This is a genomic window from Bradyrhizobium sp. DOA1, assembly GCF_001593325.1.
In the GTDB taxonomy this organism is placed as follows: Bacteria; Pseudomonadota; Alphaproteobacteria; order Rhizobiales; family Xanthobacteraceae; genus Bradyrhizobium.
Map to the genome: position 1 here is coordinate 2,943,234 of NZ_JXJM01000001.1, position 20,469 is coordinate 2,963,702.

Annotated in this window: 24 protein-coding genes; 13 read left to right on the plus strand and 11 right to left on the minus strand. The window is 64.9% G+C overall.

All coding sequences use genetic code 11. The features are described 5' to 3' along the window. Positions 1 to 717 (plus strand): LysM peptidoglycan-binding domain-containing M23 family metallopeptidase (locus SE91_RS13980; protein WP_156489995.1); only part of this gene is annotated, 717 nt, incomplete at its 5' end. An 82-nt stretch (positions 718 to 799) separates the two neighbouring features. Here the strand turns inward: SE91_RS13980 and SE91_RS13985 are convergent. Beyond that, complete coding sequence (locus SE91_RS13985) at positions 800 to 1,792, minus strand: ATP-binding protein (protein WP_061851122.1); 993 nt, start codon at positions 1,790 to 1,792, stop codon at positions 800 to 802. A gap of 181 nt (positions 1,793 to 1,973) precedes the next feature. On the opposite strand from SE91_RS13985, the gene yajC reads away from it, so the two are divergent. The 6 genes from yajC to SE91_RS14015 are packed head-to-tail and all read left to right on the plus strand — an operon-like array spanning position 1,974 to position 7,624. Then, entirely contained in the window at positions 1,974 to 2,348 is a 375-nt protein-coding gene (gene yajC / locus SE91_RS13990; protein ID WP_008547182.1) for a preprotein translocase subunit YajC, read from the plus strand. 47 nt (positions 2,349 to 2,395) lie between these two features. Further along, positions 2,396 to 4,000 (plus strand): protein translocase subunit SecD, encoded by a 1,605-nt coding sequence (gene secD / locus SE91_RS13995; protein WP_061847985.1) that lies wholly within the window; start codon positions 2,396 to 2,398, stop codon positions 3,998 to 4,000. Between the two features lie 10 nt (positions 4,001 to 4,010). After that, complete coding sequence (secF, locus tag SE91_RS14000) at positions 4,011 to 5,030, plus strand: protein translocase subunit SecF (RefSeq protein WP_008547179.1); 1,020 nt, start codon at positions 4,011 to 4,013, stop codon at positions 5,028 to 5,030. A 60-nt stretch (positions 5,031 to 5,090) separates the two neighbouring features. Further along, entirely contained in the window at positions 5,091 to 5,474 is a 384-nt protein-coding gene (locus SE91_RS14005; protein WP_061847986.1) for an Mth938-like domain-containing protein, read from the plus strand. After that, the gene (locus tag SE91_RS14010; RefSeq protein ID WP_061847987.1) at positions 5,471 to 6,334 is read left to right on the plus strand and encodes a phytoene/squalene synthase family protein; all 864 of its coding nucleotides are present in this window, start codon (positions 5,471 to 5,473) and stop codon (positions 6,332 to 6,334) included. Before SE91_RS14005 ends, SE91_RS14010 begins: the two co-directional genes overlap by 4 nt. Positions 6,335 to 6,379: 45 nt before the next feature. Beyond that, the gene (locus SE91_RS14015; protein WP_061847988.1) at positions 6,380 to 7,624 is read left to right on the plus strand and encodes a threonine ammonia-lyase; all 1,245 of its coding nucleotides are present in this window, start codon (positions 6,380 to 6,382) and stop codon (positions 7,622 to 7,624) included. A 7-nt stretch (positions 7,625 to 7,631) separates the two neighbouring features. Here the strand turns inward: SE91_RS14015 and SE91_RS14020 are convergent, their stop codons facing one another. Further along, a complete protein-coding gene (locus tag SE91_RS14020; protein WP_061847989.1) occupies positions 7,632 to 8,810 on the minus strand; it encodes an aminotransferase class V-fold PLP-dependent enzyme in 1,179 nt (392 codons plus the stop codon). Between the two features lie 148 nt (positions 8,811 to 8,958). Here SE91_RS14020 and SE91_RS14025 point away from each other — a divergent pair, with 148 nt between their 5' ends. Further along, positions 8,959 to 9,432, plus strand: coding sequence for a VOC family protein (locus SE91_RS14025; RefSeq protein WP_061847990.1), 474 nt, complete (start codon positions 8,959 to 8,961; stop codon positions 9,430 to 9,432). Positions 9,433 to 9,444: 12 nt separating this feature from the next. Here the strand turns inward: SE91_RS14025 and SE91_RS14030 are convergent, their stop codons facing one another. The 4 genes from SE91_RS14030 to SE91_RS35305 form a co-directional block, all read right to left on the minus strand. After that, complete coding sequence (locus SE91_RS14030; RefSeq protein ID WP_156489605.1) at positions 9,445 to 10,017, minus strand: CAP domain-containing protein; 573 nt, start codon at positions 10,015 to 10,017, stop codon at positions 9,445 to 9,447. 73 nt (positions 10,018 to 10,090) lie between these two features. Then, positions 10,091 to 11,185: a serine/threonine protein kinase gene (locus SE91_RS14035; RefSeq protein WP_061851123.1), complete on the minus strand. Its 1,095-nt coding sequence runs from the start codon at positions 11,183 to 11,185 to the stop codon at positions 10,091 to 10,093. Positions 11,186 to 11,193: 8 nt separating this feature from the next. Beyond that, positions 11,194 to 12,621, minus strand: coding sequence for a methylenetetrahydrofolate--tRNA-(uracil(54)-C(5))-methyltransferase (FADH(2)-oxidizing) TrmFO (gene trmFO / locus SE91_RS14040; protein WP_061847992.1), 1,428 nt, complete (start codon positions 12,619 to 12,621; stop codon positions 11,194 to 11,196). Positions 12,622 to 12,747: 126 nt separating this feature from the next. Next, positions 12,748 to 12,900 (minus strand): DUF1127 domain-containing protein, encoded by a 153-nt coding sequence (locus tag SE91_RS35305; protein WP_007590701.1) that lies wholly within the window; start codon positions 12,898 to 12,900, stop codon positions 12,748 to 12,750. 546 nt (positions 12,901 to 13,446) lie between these two features. Here SE91_RS35305 and SE91_RS14045 point away from each other — a divergent pair. Beyond that, positions 13,447 to 13,710 (plus strand): hypothetical protein, encoded by a 264-nt coding sequence (locus SE91_RS14045; protein ID WP_061847993.1) that lies wholly within the window; start codon positions 13,447 to 13,449, stop codon positions 13,708 to 13,710. Between the two features lie 71 nt (positions 13,711 to 13,781). On the opposite strand, the gene SE91_RS14050 is transcribed toward SE91_RS14045, so the two are convergent. Together SE91_RS14050 and SE91_RS14055 are read right to left on the minus strand one after the other, a co-directional pair. After that, a complete protein-coding gene (locus SE91_RS14050; protein ID WP_060736141.1) occupies positions 13,782 to 14,606 on the minus strand; it encodes a lytic murein transglycosylase in 825 nt (274 codons plus the stop codon). Positions 14,607 to 14,725: 119 nt separating this feature from the next. Continuing rightward, complete coding sequence (locus tag SE91_RS14055) at positions 14,726 to 15,634, minus strand: DUF2189 domain-containing protein (protein ID WP_061847994.1); 909 nt, start codon at positions 15,632 to 15,634, stop codon at positions 14,726 to 14,728. Between the two features lie 336 nt (positions 15,635 to 15,970). On the opposite strand from SE91_RS14055, the gene SE91_RS14060 reads away from it, so the two are divergent. Further along, positions 15,971 to 16,357, plus strand: coding sequence for a DUF3597 domain-containing protein (locus tag SE91_RS14060; protein WP_061847995.1), 387 nt, complete (start codon positions 15,971 to 15,973; stop codon positions 16,355 to 16,357). 54 nt (positions 16,358 to 16,411) lie between these two features. Here the strand turns inward: SE91_RS14060 and SE91_RS14065 are convergent, their stop codons facing one another. Beyond that, the gene (locus SE91_RS14065) at positions 16,412 to 16,687 is read right to left on the minus strand and encodes a GNAT family N-acetyltransferase (protein WP_060736139.1); all 276 of its coding nucleotides are present in this window, start codon (positions 16,685 to 16,687) and stop codon (positions 16,412 to 16,414) included. A 316-nt stretch (positions 16,688 to 17,003) separates the two neighbouring features. Between SE91_RS14065 and SE91_RS14070 the strand changes: the two genes are divergently transcribed. Continuing rightward, positions 17,004 to 17,399: an SPW repeat protein gene (locus SE91_RS14070; protein ID WP_061847996.1), complete on the plus strand. Its 396-nt coding sequence runs from the start codon at positions 17,004 to 17,006 to the stop codon at positions 17,397 to 17,399. Between the two features lie 43 nt (positions 17,400 to 17,442). On the opposite strand, the gene SE91_RS14075 is transcribed toward SE91_RS14070, so the two are convergent. Further along, on the minus strand, positions 17,443 to 17,718 hold the full coding sequence (locus SE91_RS14075) for a GNAT family N-acetyltransferase (RefSeq protein WP_061847997.1): 276 nt from the start codon (positions 17,716 to 17,718) through the stop codon (positions 17,443 to 17,445). Positions 17,719 to 17,803: 85 nt separating this feature from the next. Next, complete coding sequence (locus SE91_RS14080; RefSeq protein ID WP_008566875.1) at positions 17,804 to 18,163, minus strand: hypothetical protein; 360 nt, start codon at positions 18,161 to 18,163, stop codon at positions 17,804 to 17,806. 94 nt (positions 18,164 to 18,257) lie between these two features. Here SE91_RS14080 and SE91_RS14085 point away from each other — a divergent pair, with 94 nt between their 5' ends. Continuing rightward, on the plus strand, positions 18,258 to 18,755 hold the full coding sequence (locus SE91_RS14085) for a hypothetical protein (RefSeq protein ID WP_061847998.1): 498 nt from the start codon (positions 18,258 to 18,260) through the stop codon (positions 18,753 to 18,755). Between the two features lie 105 nt (positions 18,756 to 18,860). Beyond that, a complete protein-coding gene (locus SE91_RS14090) occupies positions 18,861 to 20,468 on the plus strand; it encodes an acyl-CoA synthetase (protein WP_061847999.1) in 1,608 nt (535 codons plus the stop codon). Position 20,469 lies beyond the last annotated feature (1 nt).

Consider the following 20,469-nt stretch of genomic DNA (forward strand, 5'->3'; position numbering starts at 1 on the left):
GACACGCTCGCGAGCATCGCGCGTAACAACCGCATCTCGGCGGCCGAGCTCGCACGTGCCAATGGCCTCGACCCGTCGGCCAAGCTCAAGCTCGGCACCAAGCTGACGGTGCCGGGAGCCAAGACTGCTGCTGTTGCGGCGCCCGTTGCTGCGGCTCCGGTCGCGGCTGCGCCGGTGGCCGGAACGCTCCAGCCCGTCGCGGCCGCTCCGGCGCCCGCCACCAAGGTGGCAACTGCCGCCGCGCCCGTGCAGAGCGCGCGTCTGGCCCAGGCCACGGCCAATGTCGAGGAGAAGCCCGCCGATGCGCCTGCGAAGGCAGCGGAGGCCACGGGCGCGCTGCCGACCTTCCGCTGGCCGGTGCGCGGCAAGGTGGTCACGAGCTACGGCGCCAAGACCAATGGCAAGTCCAACGACGGCATCAATCTCGCGGTGCCCGAGGGCACCCCGGTCAAGGCCGCCGAAGACGGCGTCGTCGCTTATTCCGGCAACGAGCTGAAGGGTTACGGCAATCTGGTCCTGGTTCGGCACTCCAACGGCTACGTCACCGCATATGCCCATGCGAGTGAGCTGTTGGTGAAGCGCGGCGATACCATTAAGCGCGGTCAGGTCATTGCCAAGTCGGGTCAATCCGGGGAAGTGGCGTCGCCGCAGCTTCACTTCGAGATCCGCAAGGGATCGAGCCCGGTTGACCCGCTTCAATTCCTGAACGGAGCGTGAGACGCCTTCGGGCTGCCGCTCTCATAAGAAACACAGGTTATCGCCCGCGAAAGCGGGCGATCTCGTTTTGGGCTAACAGCCGCTATTTCCCCGCGAGCTTCACGCCGAGCCGGCCCGCCAGCTCCTGCACGAACTGCCATGCGACGCGGCCCGAGCGCGAGCCGCGCGTGGTCGACCATTCCAGCGCCTCGCGCTCCAGCGCCTCGTCGTCGACCTCAATGCCGAAATGGCCGCAATAGCCGCGCACCATGGCGAGATATTCGTCCTGGCTGCAACGGTGGAAGCCGAGCCAGAGGCCGAAGCGATCCGACAGCGAGACCTTCTCCTCGACCGCCTCGCCGGGATTGATCGCGGTCGAGCGCTCGTTCTCGATCATGTCGCGCGCCAGCAGATGGCGGCGGTTGGAGGTGGCATAGAGGATGACGTTCTCGGGCCGGCCCTCGATGCCGCCTTCGAGCACGGCCTTGAGCGACTTGTACGACGCATCGTTGCCGTCGAAGGAGAGGTCGTCGATGAACACGATGAAGTGGAAGCTGGCGTCGCGAAGCTTCTCCATCAGCATCGGCAACGTTTCGATGTCCTCGCGGTGGATCTCGATCAACTTCAGCCTGTCGGCCGGCTTGCGCTCGGCGTTGATGCTGGCATGCGCGGCCTTCACCAGCGACGACTTGCCCATGCCGCGCGCACCCCAGAGCAGGGCGTTGTTGGCGGGCAAGCCATTGGCGAAGCGCTCGGTGTTCTCCATCAGGATGTCGCGCATCCGGTCGACGCCTTTCAGCAGGAACAACTCGACGCGGCTCACCCGCGGCACGGCGGCAAGGCGGCCATCAGGGTGCCAGACATAGGCATCCGCCCGCTCGAACGACTCGGTCTCGACCGCCGGCTTGCCCCGAGCCGAGAGGTGCGCCGCGATGGTCTCCAGCGCGCGCACGATGCGCTCCTGCGAGAGGTCCGGGGCTGCTGCGAGACTTGGCTTGGCGGCCGTCGTGGGGCGTTTTGCCGCGACGCGGGCGGGCTTGCGGGCAGGGGTGCTGGGGCCTTTGCCGGCCGGGCTTTTGCTAAGGTTTTTGGGCATGTCCGAAGTTCCTGAGAACGCAGCCTTATCGGGCCTGACGGCGCGCCGCAAGGTGGCCAAAAGGGCGGTCTGGCAGCGTTGCAATTGGGGCAATGGCCGCTATAGTCCGCGCGAATTTGACCGAACCGGTCGCCTTTGAAGGCCTGACCGGCTTCCCCCCGTTCTCACGAGGATCGTCCGAATGCTGATTACCCCTGCGTATGCCCAGGCTGCGGCCGCCGGCGACACCAACAGCATGTTGATGTCGCTGCTGCCGTTCGCCCTGATCTTCGTGATCATGTACTTCCTGATTCTGCGTCCGCAGCAGAAGAAGGTCCGCGATCACGCCGACCTCGTGAAGAACATCCGCCGCGGCGACACCGTCGTGACCTCGGGCGGCCTCGTCGGCAAGGTCACCAAGGTCGTCGACGACGATCAGATCGAGTTCGAGATTTCCGACGGCGTGCGCGTGCGGCAGATGCGCCAGATGATCTCCGGCGTGCGCGCCAAGGGCGAGCCGGCCAAGGAATCCAAGGATAGCAAGGAAAACACCAAGGACGACGCCGCGTCGAAGTGAGCGCTTCCGCGAGCATCCCAAGTCTCCTGATCTGACAGGTCCAGTCGATGTTGTATTTCACGCGGTGGAAGGCGCTGGGGATCATCCTGACGGCGCTGATCGTGTGCCTCTGCGCGGTCCCCAATTTCTTCCCCGAGGCGCAGGTCAAGTCCTGGCCCGCCTGGGCGCAGCGCAGGCTGGTGCTCGGCCTCGATCTCCAGGGCGGCTCCTATCTGCTGCTCGAGGTCGATTCCAACTACGTGAAGAAGGAGAGGCTCGACCAGGTCCGCGACGACGTCCGCCGGACGCTGCGCGACGCCAAGATCGGCTTCACCGGCGGCGTCACCGTGCGCAACGACGCCGTCGAAGTCCGCATCACCAAGGAATCCGATGCGCAGGCCGCGCTCGCCAAGCTGCGGGAGCTGTCCCAGCCGCTGGGCGGCCTCATGGGATCCAGCGGTCAGCGCGACCTCGAGGTGACCGATGCCGGCGGCGGGGTGATCCGTCTGAGCGTCCCGCAGGCCGCGATACTCGATCGCCTGCGCAAGACCATCGAGCAATCGATCCAGATCGTCGAGCGCCGCGTCAACGAGCTCGGCACCGTCGAGCCGGTGATCCAGCGCCAGGGCAACGACCGCATCCTGGTGCAGGTGCCCGGTCTCCAGGACCCGACCCGGCTGAAGGAGCTGCTGGGCAAGACCGCGAAGATGGAATTCCGCATGGTCGACGCCTCCGTGCCGCCGGATCAGGCGCAGCAGGGCAGGGTGCCGCCGGAATCCGAGCTCTTGATGAGTGCCTCGCCACCGCCGACACCCTACGTGGTCAAGAAGCAGGTGCTCGTGGCCGGCGGTGATCTGACCGACGCCCAGGCAAGCTTCGACCAGCGCACGGGCGAGCCGGTCGTCAGCTTCAAGTTCAATACCTCGGGCGCCCGCAAATTCGCGCAGGCCACACAGGAGAACGTGGGACTGCCGTTCGCCATCGTGCTCGACAACAAGGTGATCTCGGCGCCCGTCATCCGGGAGCCCATCACAGGCGGCCAGGGTCAGATCTCCGGCAATTTCACTGTACAATCGGCCAACGATCTCGCGATTCTTTTGCGCGCCGGCGCGCTGCCCGCGCCGCTGACCGTGGTCGAGGAGCGCACCGTCGGCCCGGGTCTCGGCCAGGACTCGATCGAGAAGGGCGAGCTTGCGGCTTACGTCGGCTCGATCCTGGTCATCATCTTCATGCTGGTGACCTATCGGCTCTTCGGCGCGTTCGCCAACATTGCCGTGGCCATCAACGTCGCCATGATCTTCGGCCTGTTGTCGCTGCTCAACGCCACGCTGACGCTGCCGGGCATCGCCGGCATCGTGCTCACCGTCGGCATCGCGGTCGATTCCAACGTGCTGATCTACGAGCGCATCCGCGAGGAATTGCGGGGCGGCCGCAACGCCATCTCGGCGATCGACGCCGGCTTCAAGCGGGCGCTCGCGACCATCCTCGATTCCAACATCACCACCTTCATCGCTGCCGCGGTGCTGTTCTACATCGGCACCGGCCCGGTGCGCGGTTTTGCCGTGACGCTCGGCATCGGCATCATCACCACGGTGTTCACCGCCTTCACCCTGACCCGGCTGATCGTCGCCTGGTGGGTGCGGTGGAAGCGGCCGCAGAGCGTGCCGATCTAGGAGCCTGATCGTGACTCAGACCGTTCTCATCGGGCTCGGCGTCCTCATTGCCATTCTCACCGTGGTCGCGGCGTTTGGCTGGCTGCCGTCGCTGCGCATCGTCCCCGACGATACGCATTTCGACTTCACGCGTTTCCGCCGCATCAGCTTTCCGATCTCGGCCGCGTTGTCGATCGTCGCAATCGTGCTGTTCTTCACCCATGGGCTGAATTTCGGCATCGATTTCCGCGGCGGCACGCTGCTGGAGGTCAGGTCGAAGTCGGGCCCCGCCGATATTGCGGTGATGCGCACGACGCTGGATGGCCTGCGCCTGGGCGAAGTCCAGATTCAGCAAATCGGCGATGCCGAGAACGTCCTGATCCGCGTCGCGGAGCAGCCGGGTGGCGACGCCGCCCAGCAGGAAGCCGTGCAGAAGGTTCGCACCGCTCTTGGCGATTCCGTCGAATATCGCCGCGTCGAGGTGGTCGGCCCGCGCGTCTCCGGCGAATTGCTGGCCTTCGGCATGCTCGGCCTGATGTTCGCGATCATCGGAATCCTAATCTATCTCTGGTTCCGGTTCGAATGGCAGTTCGCCCTGGGCGCAATGATCGCCAACGTGCACGACATCGTGTTGACCATCGGCTTCATGTCGATCAGCCAGGTCGATTTCGACCTGACCAGCATCGCCGCGCTTCTGACCATTCTCGGCTATTCGCTCAACGACACCGTCGTCATCTACGACCGCATCCGCGAGATGCTGCGGCGCTACAAGAAGATGCCGATGCCGCAGCTGCTCAACGAGTCCATCAACTCGACGCTGTCGCGCTCGATCATCACCCACGTCACGGTCACGCTGGCCCTGCTCGCGCTGCTGCTGTTCGGCGGTCACGCCATCCACAGCTTCACCGCGGTGATGATGTTCGGCGTGGTGCTGGTCGGCACCTATACCTCGATCTTCATCGCGGCCCCGATCCTGATCTATCTCGGCGTCGGCGAGCATCGCGAAGACGCGCCCGACACGGATACGCCGGCGAAGAAAAGCAAGGCATGATCCGAACCGCATGCCCTCGCAAACGTTTGCGAGGGCAGTAAGCCCATTCGGACGAAGCTCATGGCCGGCGATCCCAACGCACCGCATTTCCCGCGCTCGGCGCCGATCGAGGCCTATGGCAAAGGCGGCTTCGCCTTTGCCGGCATCTCGCATCGGGGATCGCTGTTGTGCTTGCCGGATGCGATCTGGGCCTGGGACGTGAACGATCCCGCGAAGATCGACCGGTACTCGCTGGACCGGGTGTTCGCGGCTGCCAACGGCATCGACACCCTTCTGGTCGGCACTGGAACCGGGCTCTGGCTGCCGCCGCCGGAGCTGCGCCAGGCTCTCAAGGCGGTGAGGGTGGTGCTGGACACGATGCAGACCGGCCCTGCCGTGCGCACCTATAACATCATGATCGGCGAGCGGCGGCGCGTCGCGGCTGCGCTGATCGCGGTACCATGAGCAGCACCGCGCAGGCGCTCGACTCGGCTGCTTTCTGCGCCGATCTGGTGCGCAGCCACGACTTCCCGCGCTATGTCGCGACACTGTTCGTGCCTGCCGCCGAGCGCCGCGCGCTGCTGGCGCTCTATGCCTTCAATGTCGAGATCGTGCGCGTCCGCGACCAGGTGAGCCAGCCCTTGCCCGGCGAGATTCGCCTGCAATGGTGGACCGACATGCTGTCAGGGCAGATTCACGGCAGCGCCGAGGGTAATCCGGTCGCGGCCGAGCTGCTTCGCGCCATCCGCGATTATGACCTGCCGGTCGAACCGCTGTCGCTGCTCGCCGACGAGCACCAGTTCGATCTCTACAACGATCCGATGCCGACCATGGCGGCCTTGGAGGGATATCTTGCGGCGACTTCGTCGGCCTTGTTCGGCCTCGCGGCGCAGGTCCTGGCGTCGCCAACGGATGCGGTTGAGCATCTCGCCCGGCATGCCGGGCTGGCGCAAGGCATCGTTCACGTCATCGCGAATCTGCCGCGCGATGCGGCGCACGGGCAATTGTTCGTGCCGCAGCAGGTGCTGGCGAACCACAATTGCAACATGGAAGACGTGTTCGCCGGCAAAGAGACGCCAGCCTTGCGTTCCGCGCTGGAGCAGCTTGCGGGCGAGGCACAGCAGCATCTGACCACGGCCCTGTCACTGCTGCCGCAGGTGCCCGCATCCGTACGTCCTGCGTTTCTGCTGGTGAGCCAGACGCGAGCCGACCTCAAGCGCCTGTCGCAGGCCGGGCGCAATCCATTTGCGCCGCAGCCGGCCTCGCGGCTGGGCACGCTGTGGACATTATGGCGGGCTTCACGTTCCCGGGAATTTACCAAATAGCGGTCGGCTGGTCGCCCGGGCCGGGCAAATGCTCTATGCTGTCCCATGGCCGACTTGTCCCAAATCACGTCCTGCGATCTCAGCGGCCTTGCGGTCGCTCCCGGCGACATTCACGCCGCCGCCAAGGTCATCCACGGAGCCGTTGTCGAGACGCCCTGCAGCTACAGCCGCACGCTGAGCAGCATCTGCGGCTGCGACATCTGGCTCAAATTCGAGAACCTGCAGTTCACCTCCTCGTTCAAGGAACGCGGCGCCCTCAATCGGCTCACGGCGCTGACGTCCGAGGAGCGTGCGCGGGGCGTCATCGCGATGTCGGCGGGCAACCATGCGCAGGGTGTGGCCTATCACGCCAAGCGTCTCGGCATCCCCGCAACCATCGTCATGCCCGTGGGCACGCCCATGGTGAAGGTCGAGAACACCCGGCATCACGGCGCGGAGGTGGTGGTCACCGGTGCGACGCTGGAGGAGGCGGCCGCGTTCGCGCGCAGTCACGGCGAAGCCCGCGGCATGATCTTCGTCCACCCCTACGACGATCCGCTCGTCATAGCGGGGCAGGGCACCGTCGGGCTGGAGATGCTGAAAGCCGTGCCGGAGCTCGACACGCTGGTCGTGCCGATCGGCGGCGGCGGACTGATCAGTGGTACCGCCATCGCGGCGAAATCCATCAAGCCTTCGGTGCGGATATTGGGCGTCGAGGCCTGGCTCTATCCCTCGATGTACAACGCCATCCACGACGGCAACCTGCCGGCGCGCGGCGATACGCTTGCCGAAGGCATCGCGGTCAAGTCTCCGGGCAAGATCACCACCGAAATCATCCGCCGTCTCGTCGACGACATCGCGCTCGTCAATGAAGCCGAGCTCGAGCGCGCGGTCGCGACCCTGATCTCGATCGAGAAGACGGTGGTCGAGGGCGCCGGCGCCGCGGGCCTTGCCGCGCTGATGTCGGATTCATCTCGCTTTGCCGGCCTGAAAGTGGGCCTGGTGCTGAGCGGCGGCAACATCGATACCAGGCTGATCGCCTCCGTCCTCACGCGCGAACTCGCGCGGGAGGGACGGCTGACCCAATTGTCGCTCGATATCCCCGACCGGCCCGGGCAGCTCGCCGCAGTGGCAGCGCTATTGGCCGAAGCCGGCGCCAACATCATCGAGGTCTCGCATCAGCGGACGTTCTCGGACCTGCCGGCGAAGGCGACGCTGCTGCAACTCGTCATCGAGACCCGCGATGCCGCGCATCTCGATGAGGTCATGGCAAAGCTCAGTGCCTCCGGATTGAGCGCGCGCTGCACCTGACGTGCCATCATCGCCGTGCGACGCTTGCGAGGTGGTCGATGAGGCGATCAATCTCGGCTTCGGTGTTGTAGTAATGCGGGGAGGCGCGGACGAGTGGCGGTAGCGAGCGCTCTTCGGCATCAATGCGGGTGCTCGCCGGATCTGACGCCCCGATCGTGATGCCGGCTGCTGCGGCACTGCTGACGATGGTGTCGGCCTCATGTCCGTCCATCGTGAAGCTCACGATGGCGCCCGGCGCGCGTCCGAGATCACGAATGGTGATGCCGGGGATGGCGGCAAGGCCAGTGCGAAGACGCTCCGCGAGCTTGCGGCAGCGCTGCTCGATCGGGGCCATTCCGATGTCGAGGGCATAGTCGACCGCCGCGCCCAGCCCCAGCCGGGCCGCGTAGTTGTTCTCCCAGGTCTCGAAGCGGCGTGCGTCGTCGCGCAGTTGATAGGAATCCCGCGAAACCCAGGGCGCCGCGAAATGATCGATCATGGGCGGCTCGAGCTGCTGCAAAAGCGCGCGACGGACATAGAGAAAGCCCGTGCCGCGCGGCCCACGCAGGAATTTGCGTCCCGTGGCCGACAGCATGTCGCAACCGATCGCTTCGACATCGACCGCCATCTGGCCCACCGCCTGGCAGGCGTCGAGCAGGTAGGGAATGCCATGCGCCCGCGCGATCCTGCCGACTGCCGCCGCGGGATTGACCAGCCCGCCATTGGTCGGAACCCAGGTGATGGCGATCAGCTTCACGCGCTCGTCGACCATGCGTTCGAGCGCGCCGACATCGAGTTCGCCCGTCGCGTCGCTCGGCACTACATCGATGACTGCGCCTGTGCGCTGGGCAACCTGAAGGAACGCAACATAGTTGGCGGCGTACTCCGCTTCGGCGGTCAGGATCCGGTCGCCCTCTCGAAATGGAAGCGAGTAGAACGCCATCTGCCAGGCAACCGTCGCGTTCTCCACCAGGGCAATCTCTTCGGGCGCGGCGTTCAGGAGCCGGGCCACTGAACCGTAAATTGCTTCGAGCCGATCGGACTCGCGATCGGCAGCGGCATAGCCGCCGATCTCGCTCTCGAGATCGATATGTCCCTTCATCGCCGCGACGACGGGTGCGGGCATCAGAGCCGCCCCGGCATTGTGGAGATACGCGAGCCGGGAGGCAGCAGGCGTGTCGGCACGCATTCGGTCGATGTCGATCACGTCAGAGCCTCCATCGTCAGGTTCCTCGTAGACACAATGACGCACGCGAGCAAGCTCGGCCAAACGACTGTTCCGGCTGGAGCATGCGGGTCGGGATGCCTATGCTGATCGGAAGCGCAATTTGGCACGGAACGACAGGGAATACCCAATGGCGAAGAACACGATCTGCCTCTGGTACGACAAGGATGCTGAAGCCGCGGCCCGCTTTTATGCCGAGACGTTTCCGGACAGCGTGGTGAGTGCGGTTCATCGCGCGCCCAGCGATTACCCGTCGGGCAAGGCTGGCGATGTCCTGACCGTCGAATTCACCGTAGCCGGCGTTGCCTGTCTCGGCCTCAACGGCGGGCCCGTCTTCAAGCACAACGAAGCCTTCTCGTTCCAGATCGCGACCGACGACCAGGCGGAAACCGACCGCTACTGGAACGCCATCGTCGGAAATGGCGGGCAGGAGAGCGCCTGCGGCTGGTGCAAGGACAGGTGGGGCGTTTCCTGGCAGATCACGCCGCGGGTGCTGACCGAAGCGTTGGCCGCCGGTGGCACGGAGGCCAAGCGCGCCTTCGATGCGATGATGGGGATGACGAAGATCGACGTCGCCGCGATCGAAGCCGCGCGCCGCGGCTGAGACGGTCTCGCCTCAGATGCAGAGGCCGAGCAGCTTGACGTGACAATTGCTCGGTTTCGGCTTGCTTGTGGGCGCGACCTCCCGCTTCACGGCAACCAGCGGCTCCTTGTCTTTCTTCTTCTTGCCCTTCGGCTCGTAGTCGCCGGCGATCACCATCGCCCAATAGGTGCGCTTGCCGCTGGTCGTCTTGGCGCTCGCGATGCCGACGCGGGAGGCATTGTGCAGCAACAGGTTCTTGCGGTGGCCGGACGAGTCGATCCACTGTCCCAGCGTCTTCTCGAAATTGTCGTAGCCGTAGGCGATGTTCTCGGCGGCGCGGCCCGCGCCGGCGGGCGCGACCCGGCGATTGAACGGGCCGAGCGCATCGTGGCTGAGATCGTCCTTGGCCGCCATCGCACGGGCTTGGTCCATGGCGATGCGGTCCAGCGTGGCGTCGCGCACGACGCGGACCTCACCATGCTTGAGACGGAAATTCGAGATCAGTTCGGCCGGAGTGTCAGCCATCGCGGGGGCGGCGGTCAGCAGCAGAAGGCCGGCGGTCAGAGCGCCAGCCAAGCAACGCATCACAGTCCCCCGAGTGCCCATGACCCCGCCAAGCCCGAATTATTTGACCGCTTCTCTATTGGCAATGTGGACGCTTCAAGGCACGGATCACGCTCTAGCCGGCCGGCAGGTCCGCCTCGAAATTGAAGCGGTCGCGCAGGTTCTTGCGCTGCTCGAGGATGTCCTTGAGGAAGGCGCGGTCCTGGTCGTTCTTCATCATCGGCTCGATCAGGTCGAGCTGGTTCATGGCGACCAGTTGCAGGATTTCGGTGCGCGGCTTGCCGCCTGAGTCGCGGGGCAGCGCGTGGACGACCTGGATGTGTTCCGGCGGCTTGGGGCCCTTGGCGGCCGCAAGCTCGTTGCGGAGCTCGCCTTCGAGCGTGACCTGATCGGCTTCGACGAAGGCATAGAGCCCGACACCCGAGCGGCGGTCGGCGAAGGCGACGATGGCGGTGTCGCGTACGGCCGGGTTCTTGCGGATCAGGTCCGCCAGCACCGGCGCGTCGTTGACGAGGCGGCGGCCACCGCCTTCGCGGTCGGTGAAGTTGAACAGGCCGCGGGTGATGGCGCGGTAGACCTTCTTGCCCGTGGCGAGCCACAGGCTCGCGGCGAATGATTTCTTCGCCAGGATCTTTCGCTCGCGCGGCGTCAGCGCCTCGGGTGCATAGGAGCGCTTGTGCTTGAGCAGATGCCTGAGGTCTTCATAGGCCAGGATGCGGTAGAGCCGGCCGCGCCGCGCGAAGCAGGCAGCGAGCTGGAAGTCGGTGACGTAAGCGCGGCCGTCGCGGCCGACCAGCCAGTTCTGCTCCTTGGCGAGATCATTGTGGCAGATGCCGGCACGGCGCAGCCGCCGCAGCGCGGCCTTGGCCGAGCGGAAATAGGCGAGGTCGCCATGCGGCTTGGCCAGATGCAGCGCGACGCCGTCGACGAAGCCGCGCACCAGCGCGCGGCGGCCGGCCCATAGCAGCTCCGGACCGACATTGAGGCCTTTGGCGAGCGCGAGCGCATGCTTCTCGCGGGCGAACAGATGGCGCGCCAGCGCGAATGACCACCACGGCACTTCATCGAGCCGGCGCAGCACCGCATCGACTTCGCCTTTGCCGTTGCGGAAGCGGCCGCGCTCGACCGTCGAGAACACGTCGCGCTTGAGCAGCACGCCCTCGGTCCAGCGCGCCGAGAGTGCCGCGGCGTCGTCGTTGGGGAGGCTCATCGACAAACTCACGCAGCGGCGGCAATGCGCAGGTGATCGGCGATCCAGCGATCGAGATCGGCGAGCGCGCGTGCGCTCATCGCCTGCTTCTTAGCCACCGTCTTCTCGTTGCCGCGCAGCCGCGTGCCGTCGGGCTTCTTGGTCGGCACGGATGCGAGCGGCGGGAACAGGCCGAAATTGATGTTCATCGGTTGGAACGAGCGCGTGCCCGGCTCGATGGTCTCGATATGGCCGCCAGTGATGTGGCCGAGCAGGGATCCCAGCGCCGTTGTGCCCGGCGGACTCGCCAGCGTTTCGCCGCGCGCGTCGGCGGCTGCATAGAGCCCGGCAATCAGGCCGACGCTGGCGGATTCGACATAGCCTTCACAGCCCGTCATCTGGCCGGCAAAACGCAGCCGAGGCTGCGCGCGCAGGCGCAATTGGCCGTCGAGCAGCTTGGGCGAGTTGAGGAAGGTGTTGCGATGCAGACCGCCGAGGCGGGCGAACTCGGCCTTCTCGAGCCCGGGGATGGTGCGGAAGATGCGCTGCTGCTCGCCATATTTCAGCTTCGTCTGGAAGCCGACGATGTTGTAGAGCGTGCCGAGCTTGTTGTCCTGGCGCAGCTGCACGATCGCATAGGCTTTCGTGGTGGGATCGTGCGGATTGCTCAGGCCGACCGGCTTCATCGGGCCATGGCGCAGCGTCTCGGGGCCGCGCTCCGCCATCACCTCGATCGGCAGGCAGCCGTCGAAATAGGGCGTGTTGGTCTCCCACTCCTTGAACTCGGTCTTCTCGCCCGCGATCAGCGCGGCGACGAAGCCGTCATACTGCTCCTTGGTCATTGGGCAGTTGATGTAGTCGGCGCCGTTGCCGCCGGGGCCGACCTTGTCGTAGCGCGACTGGAACCAGGCGACCGACATGTCGATGGATTCGCGATGCACGATGGGTGCGATCGCGTCGAAGAAGGCGAGCGCGTTCTCGTCGGTCAGCTCGCGGATGGCATCGGCCAGCGGGGCTGAGGTGAGGGGGCCGGTCGCGACGATGACGTTGCGCCAGTCGGCCGGAGGCAGGCCGGCGACCTCGCCGCGGGCGATCTCGATCAAGGGATGGTCGTTGAGCGCCCTGGTGACGGCCGCCGAGAAGCCCTCGCGGTCGACGGCGAGGGCACCGCCGGCAGGCACCTGGTTGGCATCGGCGGCGCGCATGATGAGCGAGTCGAGCCGGCGCATCTCGGCATGGAGCAGGCCGACGGCATTGTTGGCGGCATCGTCCGAACGGAACGAATTGGAGCAAACGAGCTCTGCAAGGCCGTCGGTGCGATGCGCCTCGGTCATGCGGGTCGGCCGCATCTCGTGCAGCACCACGGGCACGCCGGCCTTGGCCACCTGCCAAGCGGCTTCGGAACCGGCAAGGCCGGCGCCGATCACGTGCACGATGTTGGATTGGGGTCCTGTCATGGGGCGGACAGGTAGCGCTTTTCGGCGACAAGTGGAATCGCCGAGATCGAGTTTTCTGCCGCTAGATGCGACAACGCCCGCACGAGGCGGGCGCTATCGGTTCGTCCGGTGAAGGGCTGAACGATATCAGCCCTGATACTGGCCGGCGGCAACGCGCGGGATGTCGGACCGATCGAGGCCGATGTCGGCCAGTTCGCGATCGCTGAGCTGGGACAGCTCGGCAACATTGCGCTGATAGTCCCGGAAAGCCTGGATCATGCGGATGAGCGAGAGCAGCATTGGTAGTCTCCTGTAGTTCGATTCAGCCCTTGCTCGGGCCTCATCGTTGAAATGAATATAGGTGGGAGTGGTGCAGTGCGAAAGTTCCGATGTTGCGATGCAGCTAAGCGTTGCTTGCATAGCGTCCGTAACGGACGCTTAACCCGAGGGCGCTCCTGCCCATGTAGCGGGCAATAAGCCCCGGGTAGAGCATTAAATACCCGTGATTACACGGACTTAGGCCAGGAAATGCGATTCTGGACTTTCAGGAAATATGGTGCGTTCACCTGTCCGCTAGGGATCCGGGCCAGCGTCTTGGCCCAAGTCACGCATGCGCGATTCGCATGTGACTCCGATTATAAGAGTGAATATATGTTCATTTTCTGCGTAAGCATTACGGTGACGTAATGAAAACTGGAACCTGCGCATACGCCTCTGCGCCCGGCGCAAGATCACGCAATTCTCGCGAGGAGTTTACTGCGACAAGTTGCCACGCCCAAGCAAAAGTCATGTCGCAGAATCCGGCAATGTCGCTGGTCTGCGAAGGACAAGAAGGAAGGTAACGTCATGACGAAGTTACTCGGGGCTGTCGCGATTGCCGCCGTCGTGTTTGCTCTCCCGCCGGCCGAAGCTGCCAAGCGGAGCGCGGGCGGCTGCAGCTCGGCCAATCTGGAGAAGACGGAAACCGCGATCGAGAACATGGCCGACGGTGACAGCAAGCTCGTCGCGCAGAAGGAGATCGCGGCCGCGCAGGACTCCCTGCTCAACGGCAAGATGAGTGCGTGCGGTGCGCATCTGAACAAGGCGATGCAGGCCTCCGCGGCCAAATAGAAGCGTTGAGACGTCAATTCAGAGAGGGCCGGTCGCTGGGCGATCGGCCCTCATTCAGTTGCCCGATCGGTTCAGGGAGCTCGCGCCAGCTGGGCAGCGAAATAGGCGACGGTCTTGGAATAGACCTCGCTCTTGTTCCACTGCTTGAGCACCTCGAAGTTGGGACTGCCCGGCTGCCAATCCTTGCCGCGCTGCCAGCCATAACCGGCGAGATAATTAGCGGTGGAGGCGAGCACGTCGGGCGCGTTGTGCAAGAGATCGCGCTTGCCGTTGCCATCGAAATCGACGGCGTATTTCATCCAGGATGACGGCATGAATTGGGTCTGGCCGAGCTCGCCGGCCCAGGCGCCCTTCATGTCGCCAGGCGCAAGGTCACTGCGCTGAACGATGCGCAGGGCATCCAACAGCTCGGCCCGAAAGTACTCGGAGCGTCGGCAGTCGTAAGCCAGCGTTGCCAGTGAACGGATCGTTGCGAACGTGCCGGTGTTGACGCCGAAATCGGTCTCCAGACCCCAGATCGCGACCAAGATCTCGCCCGGGACGCCGTAGGTCTGCTCGATGCGCGACAAAACGGAGCCGTACTGCTTCATCCTGTTGGAGCCGCGCTGCAGGCGCGGCGGCACCATGCGGCCCGAAAACTCTTCGAAGCTCTGGCTGAAAACCTTCTGCGAGCGGTCGCGGTTGAGCACGTTCTGATCGAGCGTCACGCCGGCAAGCCCGGCGGTGATCGCCTGCTGCGAGATGCCTTTGGCAGCGGCGTCGGTTTTGAAGTCCGCAAGCCAGGCATCGAAATTGCCCGAGCCGCAGGCAACAGCGGCGAGCGCTGGCTGGGCTGACAGGATTGAAGCGGAAAGGGCGAAAGCTGCGAGAGCGAGACGAGAAATCGTCGGGGTCATCAGATGAAATGGATTCCGTGAAGTGATCTGACCGGCCTACGCAATCTCGGTTGTAACCGCGGCCAAAGCAAGGCGTGCGGCCCTGTCCGAATCGGGCAGGGCCGCACGTCACGACATTGTCAGGCGTCCGTGTTGTTTCGCCACGGGAAGAGGTTGGCGGGGAAGTCGGCCGCCGGCTTGCGCTGCCGATGCGGCGGAGGCGGCACCGGACGGGCACCCGGTTCGGAGACGATCACCTTGCGGTAGAGATGCCAGGTGGCGTGGCCGAGCAGGGGGATCACCACGGCAAGGCCGAGGAAGGCCGGGATCGTGCCGAGCGCCAGCAGCACCGCCACGATCAGGCCCCAGGCCGCCATCGGCACCGGGTTCTTCGCGACGACGCGCAGCGACGTCGTCATCGCTTCGAACGCGCCGGCATGACGGTCCAGCATCAGCGGGAACGACACGACGCTGATGCAGAGCGCGGCGAGCGCGAACAAGAAGCCGACGCCGCAGCCGACCACGATCAGCCACCAGCCCTGCTCGGTGGTCAGAACGCGCGTCATGAAATCCGAGATCCCGGTCGCGCCCTCATAACCGAACGCCGCGATGTAGATCGCCTGCGCGGTCGCAACCCAGGTCACGAACAGGGCGAGCAGCAGCGTGCCGAGGCCGAGCATCGCAGCAAACGACGGCGAGCGCAGCACCTCCATGGCATCCCAGGCGGTCGCCTCTTCGTGGCGTTCGCGCCGGCTGGAGAGTTCATACAGCCCAAGTGCCGCGAAGGGGCCGATCAGCGCGAAGCCCGCGGCCAGCGGAAACAGCAGCGGCAGCACCGAATAGCCCATCACCACGCGGGCGAGCACGAGGCCGAGCACCGGATAGATCACGCAGAGGATGATGGCGTGGCTCGGAACGGCCTTGAAATCCTCCCAGCCGCGCTTCAGCGCATCGTGCAGGTCGGACAATTGGATGGTCCGGATCACCGGTCCAGCCGCTTCCGCGGGCTGGGCCACCGTGGGGACATCGCCCTGGTAGAGTGTGGCCATGGTCGCTAGCTCCCTTGCCGCGCGGTCGATCTCGCGCCGGCAACGGCGCAAGCGGCCGCTCTCTTCGAACTCTCGCGATTCCCGACCAGACGCGAATTCCGGAAAGGCAATCGCGAGCTGAAGGTTGAGCGTACTCCCAATTCCGAGTCCTGTCCCTCACGCTTGGGGGAAATTCGATGGCGCAGTGCAACCTCGGTGATGTCATTCGGCCGTCATTTCGCCGCAGATAAGCTGATGCTGCGTGCTGGTCCGCGGAACTTCGCGGGCGCCACGACGTAACTTCGTCTATAAGTGCCACTCAAGGCCCTTCCAACGGATCCTTTTTGGGGAGCAGACATGAGCATTTTCGGGAAAATCATGGGCGCGATCTTCGGTAGCCAGCCGGCCAGCGCCGCGGCTGCCGGCAGCGCGCCCGCAAGCAGCGCGCCCGGCACATCGGCGCCGGCCACCGCCCCGATGGCAGCGGTTGATGTTGCCGCGATCGTCGACAAGGCGGCGGCTGCGCACAAGGGCGAGAAGCTGGAGTGGCGCACCTCCATCGTCGACCTCATGAAGTCGCTCGATATCGATTCCAGCCTCGCCGCGCGCAAGGATCTCGCCAAGGAGCTGGGCTACACCGGCGACATGAATGACTCGGCGAGCATGAATGTCTGGCTGCACAAGCAGGTGATGTCCAAGCTCGCTGCCAATGGCGGCAAGCTGCCGCCGGAGATCAAGCACTGACCGGTCGCCCGGTCTTAACCGTAAGGGCCCGCCATCGCGCGGGCCCTTTCGCGATCAGGCCACAAGATCCGCATCCTCCGGATGCCTATCGAGATAATCGACGACGAAACCGCAGCCGGCAATCACCTTCCGGCCGTCGCGGCGGATCAGGTCCAGCGCGCCCTTGACCAACTCGGAGCCGATGCCGCGGCCGCGCAGCGCGCGCGGCGTCTCGGTGTGGGTGATGATCACGGCCGACGGCGTCAGCCGGTAATTGGCGAAGGCGACCTCGCTGCCAACATCGAGCTCGAAGCGGCTCCTGTCCTTGTTGTCGCGTACTGTAGCCGCCATGCGGGACCCTTCCGAACTGCAGATTGCTTCCTGATCTAAGAGGCGGAGCCGGCCCTTGCCAAGGTGGGACCAAGGGCGATTGCCGCAAGGGAGGCATCTGCAAACGCGCTGCTGCCGCCGCAGCGCAATATGGAGGTCTCGCCATGCAGGCATGATGCGACGGCTGCAAATAATCCTCGCGGTCGCTCTTGCAAGGCGAACTTCGGTTCCCACGTCCTCGAGAGGACATACGCCCGAATGCGGCCGGCAGGGTCGCTAGACGTTCGGAGTGTAATATTGCCAGCCGCAGACGTATGCCTCTTCGAAGGAGGGTACGATGTCGGACTTTGGTTTCTTGAATACTCATCGAACATGGGAAGACTGGTGCGGGATGCTGCTCGGCGCGGTGATCGTGGCATCGCCGTGGTTTCCGATCCAGGATCCGGTGATCACCGGACATCAGACGGTGATCCTCAACACGGTCGCAATCGGTCTGATCGTGTTTGGCATCAGCCAGCTCGAATATGTCGCCTTGCAGCGCTGGCAGGAGGTGACGACGATCCTGGCCGGACTGTGGCTCATCGCCTCGCCCTACGTGATCGGCTATTCCGGTGACGGCTTCCTCCGCGTCTATCACACCAGCCTCGGCGCGGCGGTGGTGCTGCTCGGTATACTCCAGCTGTGGCAGGACTGGGATATGAACGACCAGGACATGCTCAAGCATGGGCAATAGGTCAAGACATCGGCAGGTTCGCCGTCGCGGCGGTGGGCCTGTCTTATCGCGTCACGAGATCGGCATAGTCCGGGTGCTTCTCGATCCACGTCTTTACGAACGGGCACTGCGGGATCAGCTTCAATCCGTCGGCGCGGATCTGGTCGAGCGCGCCTTGCACCAGCTTCGAGCCGATGCCCTTGCCGCCAAGCTCCTTCGGCACGTCCGTATGCTCGAAGGTGATCACCTTGCCATCGAGCTTGTAGTGCTCTGTCGCAAGATGGCCGTCCACCGCGAGCTCGTAGCGGTGATGGTCTCTGTTGTTGACGACGTCGCTCATGTCTCGACCTCCAGCTGCCAGCGCCGCACACCAAGCCGTAACGCGCGGTCGGGTCGGCAGGTTTCCGATGTTGAGGTTGTTCGGTTCAATCGCCCGCTTTGGCCAGCCTGGAATCTTCGGGCTGCGGCTGCGGGCGCAGACAGCCCTGGCAGATGACCAGTGAGCGGTTGACCCTGGCGTCCTGGTCGGCCTCGATGCCGTCCTGTGCCTGCCACCATTCCTTCGAATAAGGGGCAAGCCCGGCCTGCGATCGGTTGCGCTCGGCTGCCGCAGCAGTGCGCGTCGCACGCGAGGTCGAACGGGGCTGATTGGGATTCTCGCCGGCGCCATCCCAGGCATAGCGCGCAGGCTTGAAGGCTGGATCGGACGTAAGCTGCGCTTGCGGGCCCACGGCACATCCGGCGAGCGCCAGCGACAATAGGAGAAGGGCCGGCGCTTTGACCATGATGGGGTACTCTGTACGCGACAACTGATGAACGTTGCGCCGATCATGCTTAAAATTCCCTGAACGATTGTGACCGCGCTGACGACAAACGCGCATGCGTTGTCTCATCATCATGCTGGCTCTGTTCGCCTCGGCTGTGCGCGCCGAAGACGCAAAGCCGTTCAATCCGGCCGACTATCCGCCTGGGGTGCAGAAAGCCGTGCGCTTTGCCAATGAGGAATGCGCGAGCCAGGACGGTGGCCCGGTGACATTTGCGCCTGATACGGTGCGAAAGGTCGACCTGACCGGTGACGGTCGCGAGGACTACATCGTCGATTTCCAGGACACCAAATGCGGTGATCGCGAGACGACGTATTGCGGAACCGGCGGCTGCGTCATGAAGATCCTGGTGACTCTGCCGGACGGCAGCATGCGCGAGGTGTTCGACGGCTACGTCCTCCGCTACAAGATCATGGCCCCATCGGTGAAGCGCGGCGCCGCGCGCACCGTCCGCTTCGATCTGCATGGCAGCTTCTGCGGCGGCTTTGGTCCGCAAGCCTGCTCGAAGACCAAGGCCATCACGGCGACGCCGTTTGCGTTCAAGCAGCCGTAGGGGAGCCGTGCACCCGGCGGCCTTGCAGGGGCGCTGGCGATGGCGATAAATGGGCGGCAATGAGCGGACGGCCGGCGTGCCGTCCGTCGTCGAAGAGGAAGCCCGATGCAGCCCCTGCGCATGTCCCGCCGCGTGATGAATCTCGCCTATATGCTGACCCAGAATGCGCGGCGGCATGGATCGCGCCCCGGCTTCGTCTGGGGGGACAAATCCTGGACCTGGCACCAGATCGATGCGCAGGTCTCGGCGCTGGCCGCAGCGCTCGCCGCGCGCGGCATTGCCAAGGGCGACCGCATCCTGGTCCATTCCAAGAATGGCGACGAGATGTTCTTCTCGATGTTCGCCGCGTTCCGGCTGGGCGCGGTCTGGGTGCCCACCAATTTCCGCCTGATGCCGGATGAGGTCAGCTATCTCGCGCAGGCCTCCGGCGCGAAGGCGTTCCTGTGCCACGTCGATTTCCCCGAACATGCCGCGGCGGTGAAGGGCGGCGCACTCGAGTTCACCTGGAGCGTCGACGGCAAGGCTGCGTTCGGTGAGCGCTCGGTGGCCGATGCCATCGCCTCGCAGGCCGGTGATGCCGTGGAGAACGTCGCGGTCGAGCACGACGATCCCTGCTGGTTCTTCTTCACCTCCGGCACCACCGGCCGCTCCAAGGCGGCGGTGCTGACCCACGGCCAGATGGGCTTTGTGGTGACCAATCATCTTGCCGACCTGACGCCCGGCACGACCGAGCAGGATGCCTCGCTGGTGGTGGCACCATTGTCGCATGGCGCCGGCGTGCATCAGCTGATGCAGACCGCGCGCGGCGCGCGCACTGTGCTGCTGCCGACCGAGAAATTCGACATCAACGAGGCGTTCCGCTTGATCGAGACGCACCGCGTCAGCAATCTCTTCACGGTGCCGACGATCCTGAAGATGATGGTCGAGAATCCCGCTGCCGACAAATACGATCATTCCTCGCTGCGTCAGGTCATCTATGCGGGGGCGCCGATGTATCGCGAGGACCAGAAGGCGGCGCTGAACAAGCTCGGCAAGGTGATCGTGCAGTATTTCGGCCTTGGCGAGGTCACCGGCAACATCACCGTGCTGCCGGCGGCGCTGCACGATCCCGAAGACGGCCCGCACGCGAAGATCGGCACCTGCGGCTTCGAGCGCACCGGCATGCAGGTCTCGATCCAGGACGACGAGGGCCGCGAGCTCAAGGCCAACCAGAGCGGCGAGATCTGCGTGATCGGGCCTGCGGTGTTCGCCGGCTATTACGACAACCCCGAAGCCAATGCGAAGGCGTTCCGCAACGGCTGGTTCCGCACCGGCGACCTCGGCCACATGGACGAGGAGGGTTTTGTCTACATCACCGGCCGGGCCTCCGACATGTACATCTCGGGCGGCTCCAACATCTATCCGCGCGAGATCGAGGAGAAGATCCTGACCCATCCCGCCGTCGGCGAGGTCGCGGTGCTGGGCGTGCCCGATGCGACCTGGGGCGAGGTCGGCGTCGCCGTCTGCGTCGCGCGCGAGGGCGCGCAGGCCGTGAGCGAAGCCGAGATGGCGGCGTTCCTCCTCCCGAAGGTGCCGCGCTACAAGATGCCGAAGCGGTTCTTCTTCTGGGAAGCGCTGCCGAAATCCGGCTACGGCAAGGTGCCGAAGCGCATGGTGCGCGACGAGCTCGAGGCGCGAGGCCTGCTCGACCTCGATAGCACGAAGGCAGGCTGAG

What these genes read in the sequence shown, in the direction of transcription:
- SE91_RS14025 (WP_061847990.1), top strand. Translation starts at nt 8,959, where the DNA reads ATGGCGAAGAACACGATCTGCCTCTGGTACGACAAGGATGCTGAAGCC.
- SE91_RS14015 (WP_061847988.1), top strand. Translation starts at nt 6,380, where the DNA reads ATGGCCGACTTGTCCCAAATCACGTCCTGCGATCTCAGCGGCCTTGCG.
- SE91_RS14085 (WP_061847998.1), top strand. Translation starts at nt 18,258, where the DNA reads ATGCGTTGTCTCATCATCATGCTGGCTCTGTTCGCCTCGGCTGTGCGC.
- SE91_RS14045 (WP_061847993.1), top strand. Translation starts at nt 13,447, where the DNA reads ATGACGAAGTTACTCGGGGCTGTCGCGATTGCCGCCGTCGTGTTTGCT.
- SE91_RS14070 (WP_061847996.1), top strand. Translation starts at nt 17,004, where the DNA reads ATGTCGGACTTTGGTTTCTTGAATACTCATCGAACATGGGAAGACTGG.
- secD (WP_061847985.1), top strand. Translation starts at nt 2,396, where the DNA reads ATGTTGTATTTCACGCGGTGGAAGGCGCTGGGGATCATCCTGACGGCG.
- SE91_RS14065 (WP_060736139.1), bottom strand. Translation starts at nt 16,687, where the DNA reads ATGGCGGCTACAGTACGCGACAACAAGGACAGGAGCCGCTTCGAGCTC.
- SE91_RS35305 (WP_007590701.1), bottom strand. Translation starts at nt 12,900, where the DNA reads ATGCTGCTCTCGCTCATCCGCATGATCCAGGCTTTCCGGGACTATCAG.
- SE91_RS14090 (WP_061847999.1), top strand. Translation starts at nt 18,861, where the DNA reads ATGCAGCCCCTGCGCATGTCCCGCCGCGTGATGAATCTCGCCTATATG.
- SE91_RS14010 (WP_061847987.1), top strand. Translation starts at nt 5,471, where the DNA reads ATGAGCAGCACCGCGCAGGCGCTCGACTCGGCTGCTTTCTGCGCCGAT.
- SE91_RS14080 (WP_008566875.1), bottom strand. Translation starts at nt 18,163, where the DNA reads ATGGTCAAAGCGCCGGCCCTTCTCCTATTGTCGCTGGCGCTCGCCGGA.
- SE91_RS14060 (WP_061847995.1), top strand. Translation starts at nt 15,971, where the DNA reads ATGAGCATTTTCGGGAAAATCATGGGCGCGATCTTCGGTAGCCAGCCG.
- SE91_RS14055 (WP_061847994.1), bottom strand. Translation starts at nt 15,634, where the DNA reads ATGGCCACACTCTACCAGGGCGATGTCCCCACGGTGGCCCAGCCCGCG.
- SE91_RS14030 (WP_156489605.1), bottom strand. Translation starts at nt 10,017, where the DNA reads ATGGGCACTCGGGGGACTGTGATGCGTTGCTTGGCTGGCGCTCTGACC.
- SE91_RS14035 (WP_061851123.1), bottom strand. Translation starts at nt 11,185, where the DNA reads ATGAGCCTCCCCAACGACGACGCCGCGGCACTCTCGGCGCGCTGGACC.
- trmFO (WP_061847992.1), bottom strand. Translation starts at nt 12,621, where the DNA reads ATGACAGGACCCCAATCCAACATCGTGCACGTGATCGGCGCCGGCCTT.
- SE91_RS13985 (WP_061851122.1), bottom strand. Translation starts at nt 1,792, where the DNA reads ATGCCCAAAAACCTTAGCAAAAGCCCGGCCGGCAAAGGCCCCAGCACC.
- SE91_RS14050 (WP_060736141.1), bottom strand. Translation starts at nt 14,606, where the DNA reads ATGACCCCGACGATTTCTCGTCTCGCTCTCGCAGCTTTCGCCCTTTCC.
- SE91_RS14005 (WP_061847986.1), top strand. Translation starts at nt 5,091, where the DNA reads ATGGCCGGCGATCCCAACGCACCGCATTTCCCGCGCTCGGCGCCGATC.
- yajC (WP_008547182.1), top strand. Translation starts at nt 1,974, where the DNA reads ATGCTGATTACCCCTGCGTATGCCCAGGCTGCGGCCGCCGGCGACACC.
- SE91_RS14075 (WP_061847997.1), bottom strand. Translation starts at nt 17,718, where the DNA reads ATGAGCGACGTCGTCAACAACAGAGACCATCACCGCTACGAGCTCGCG.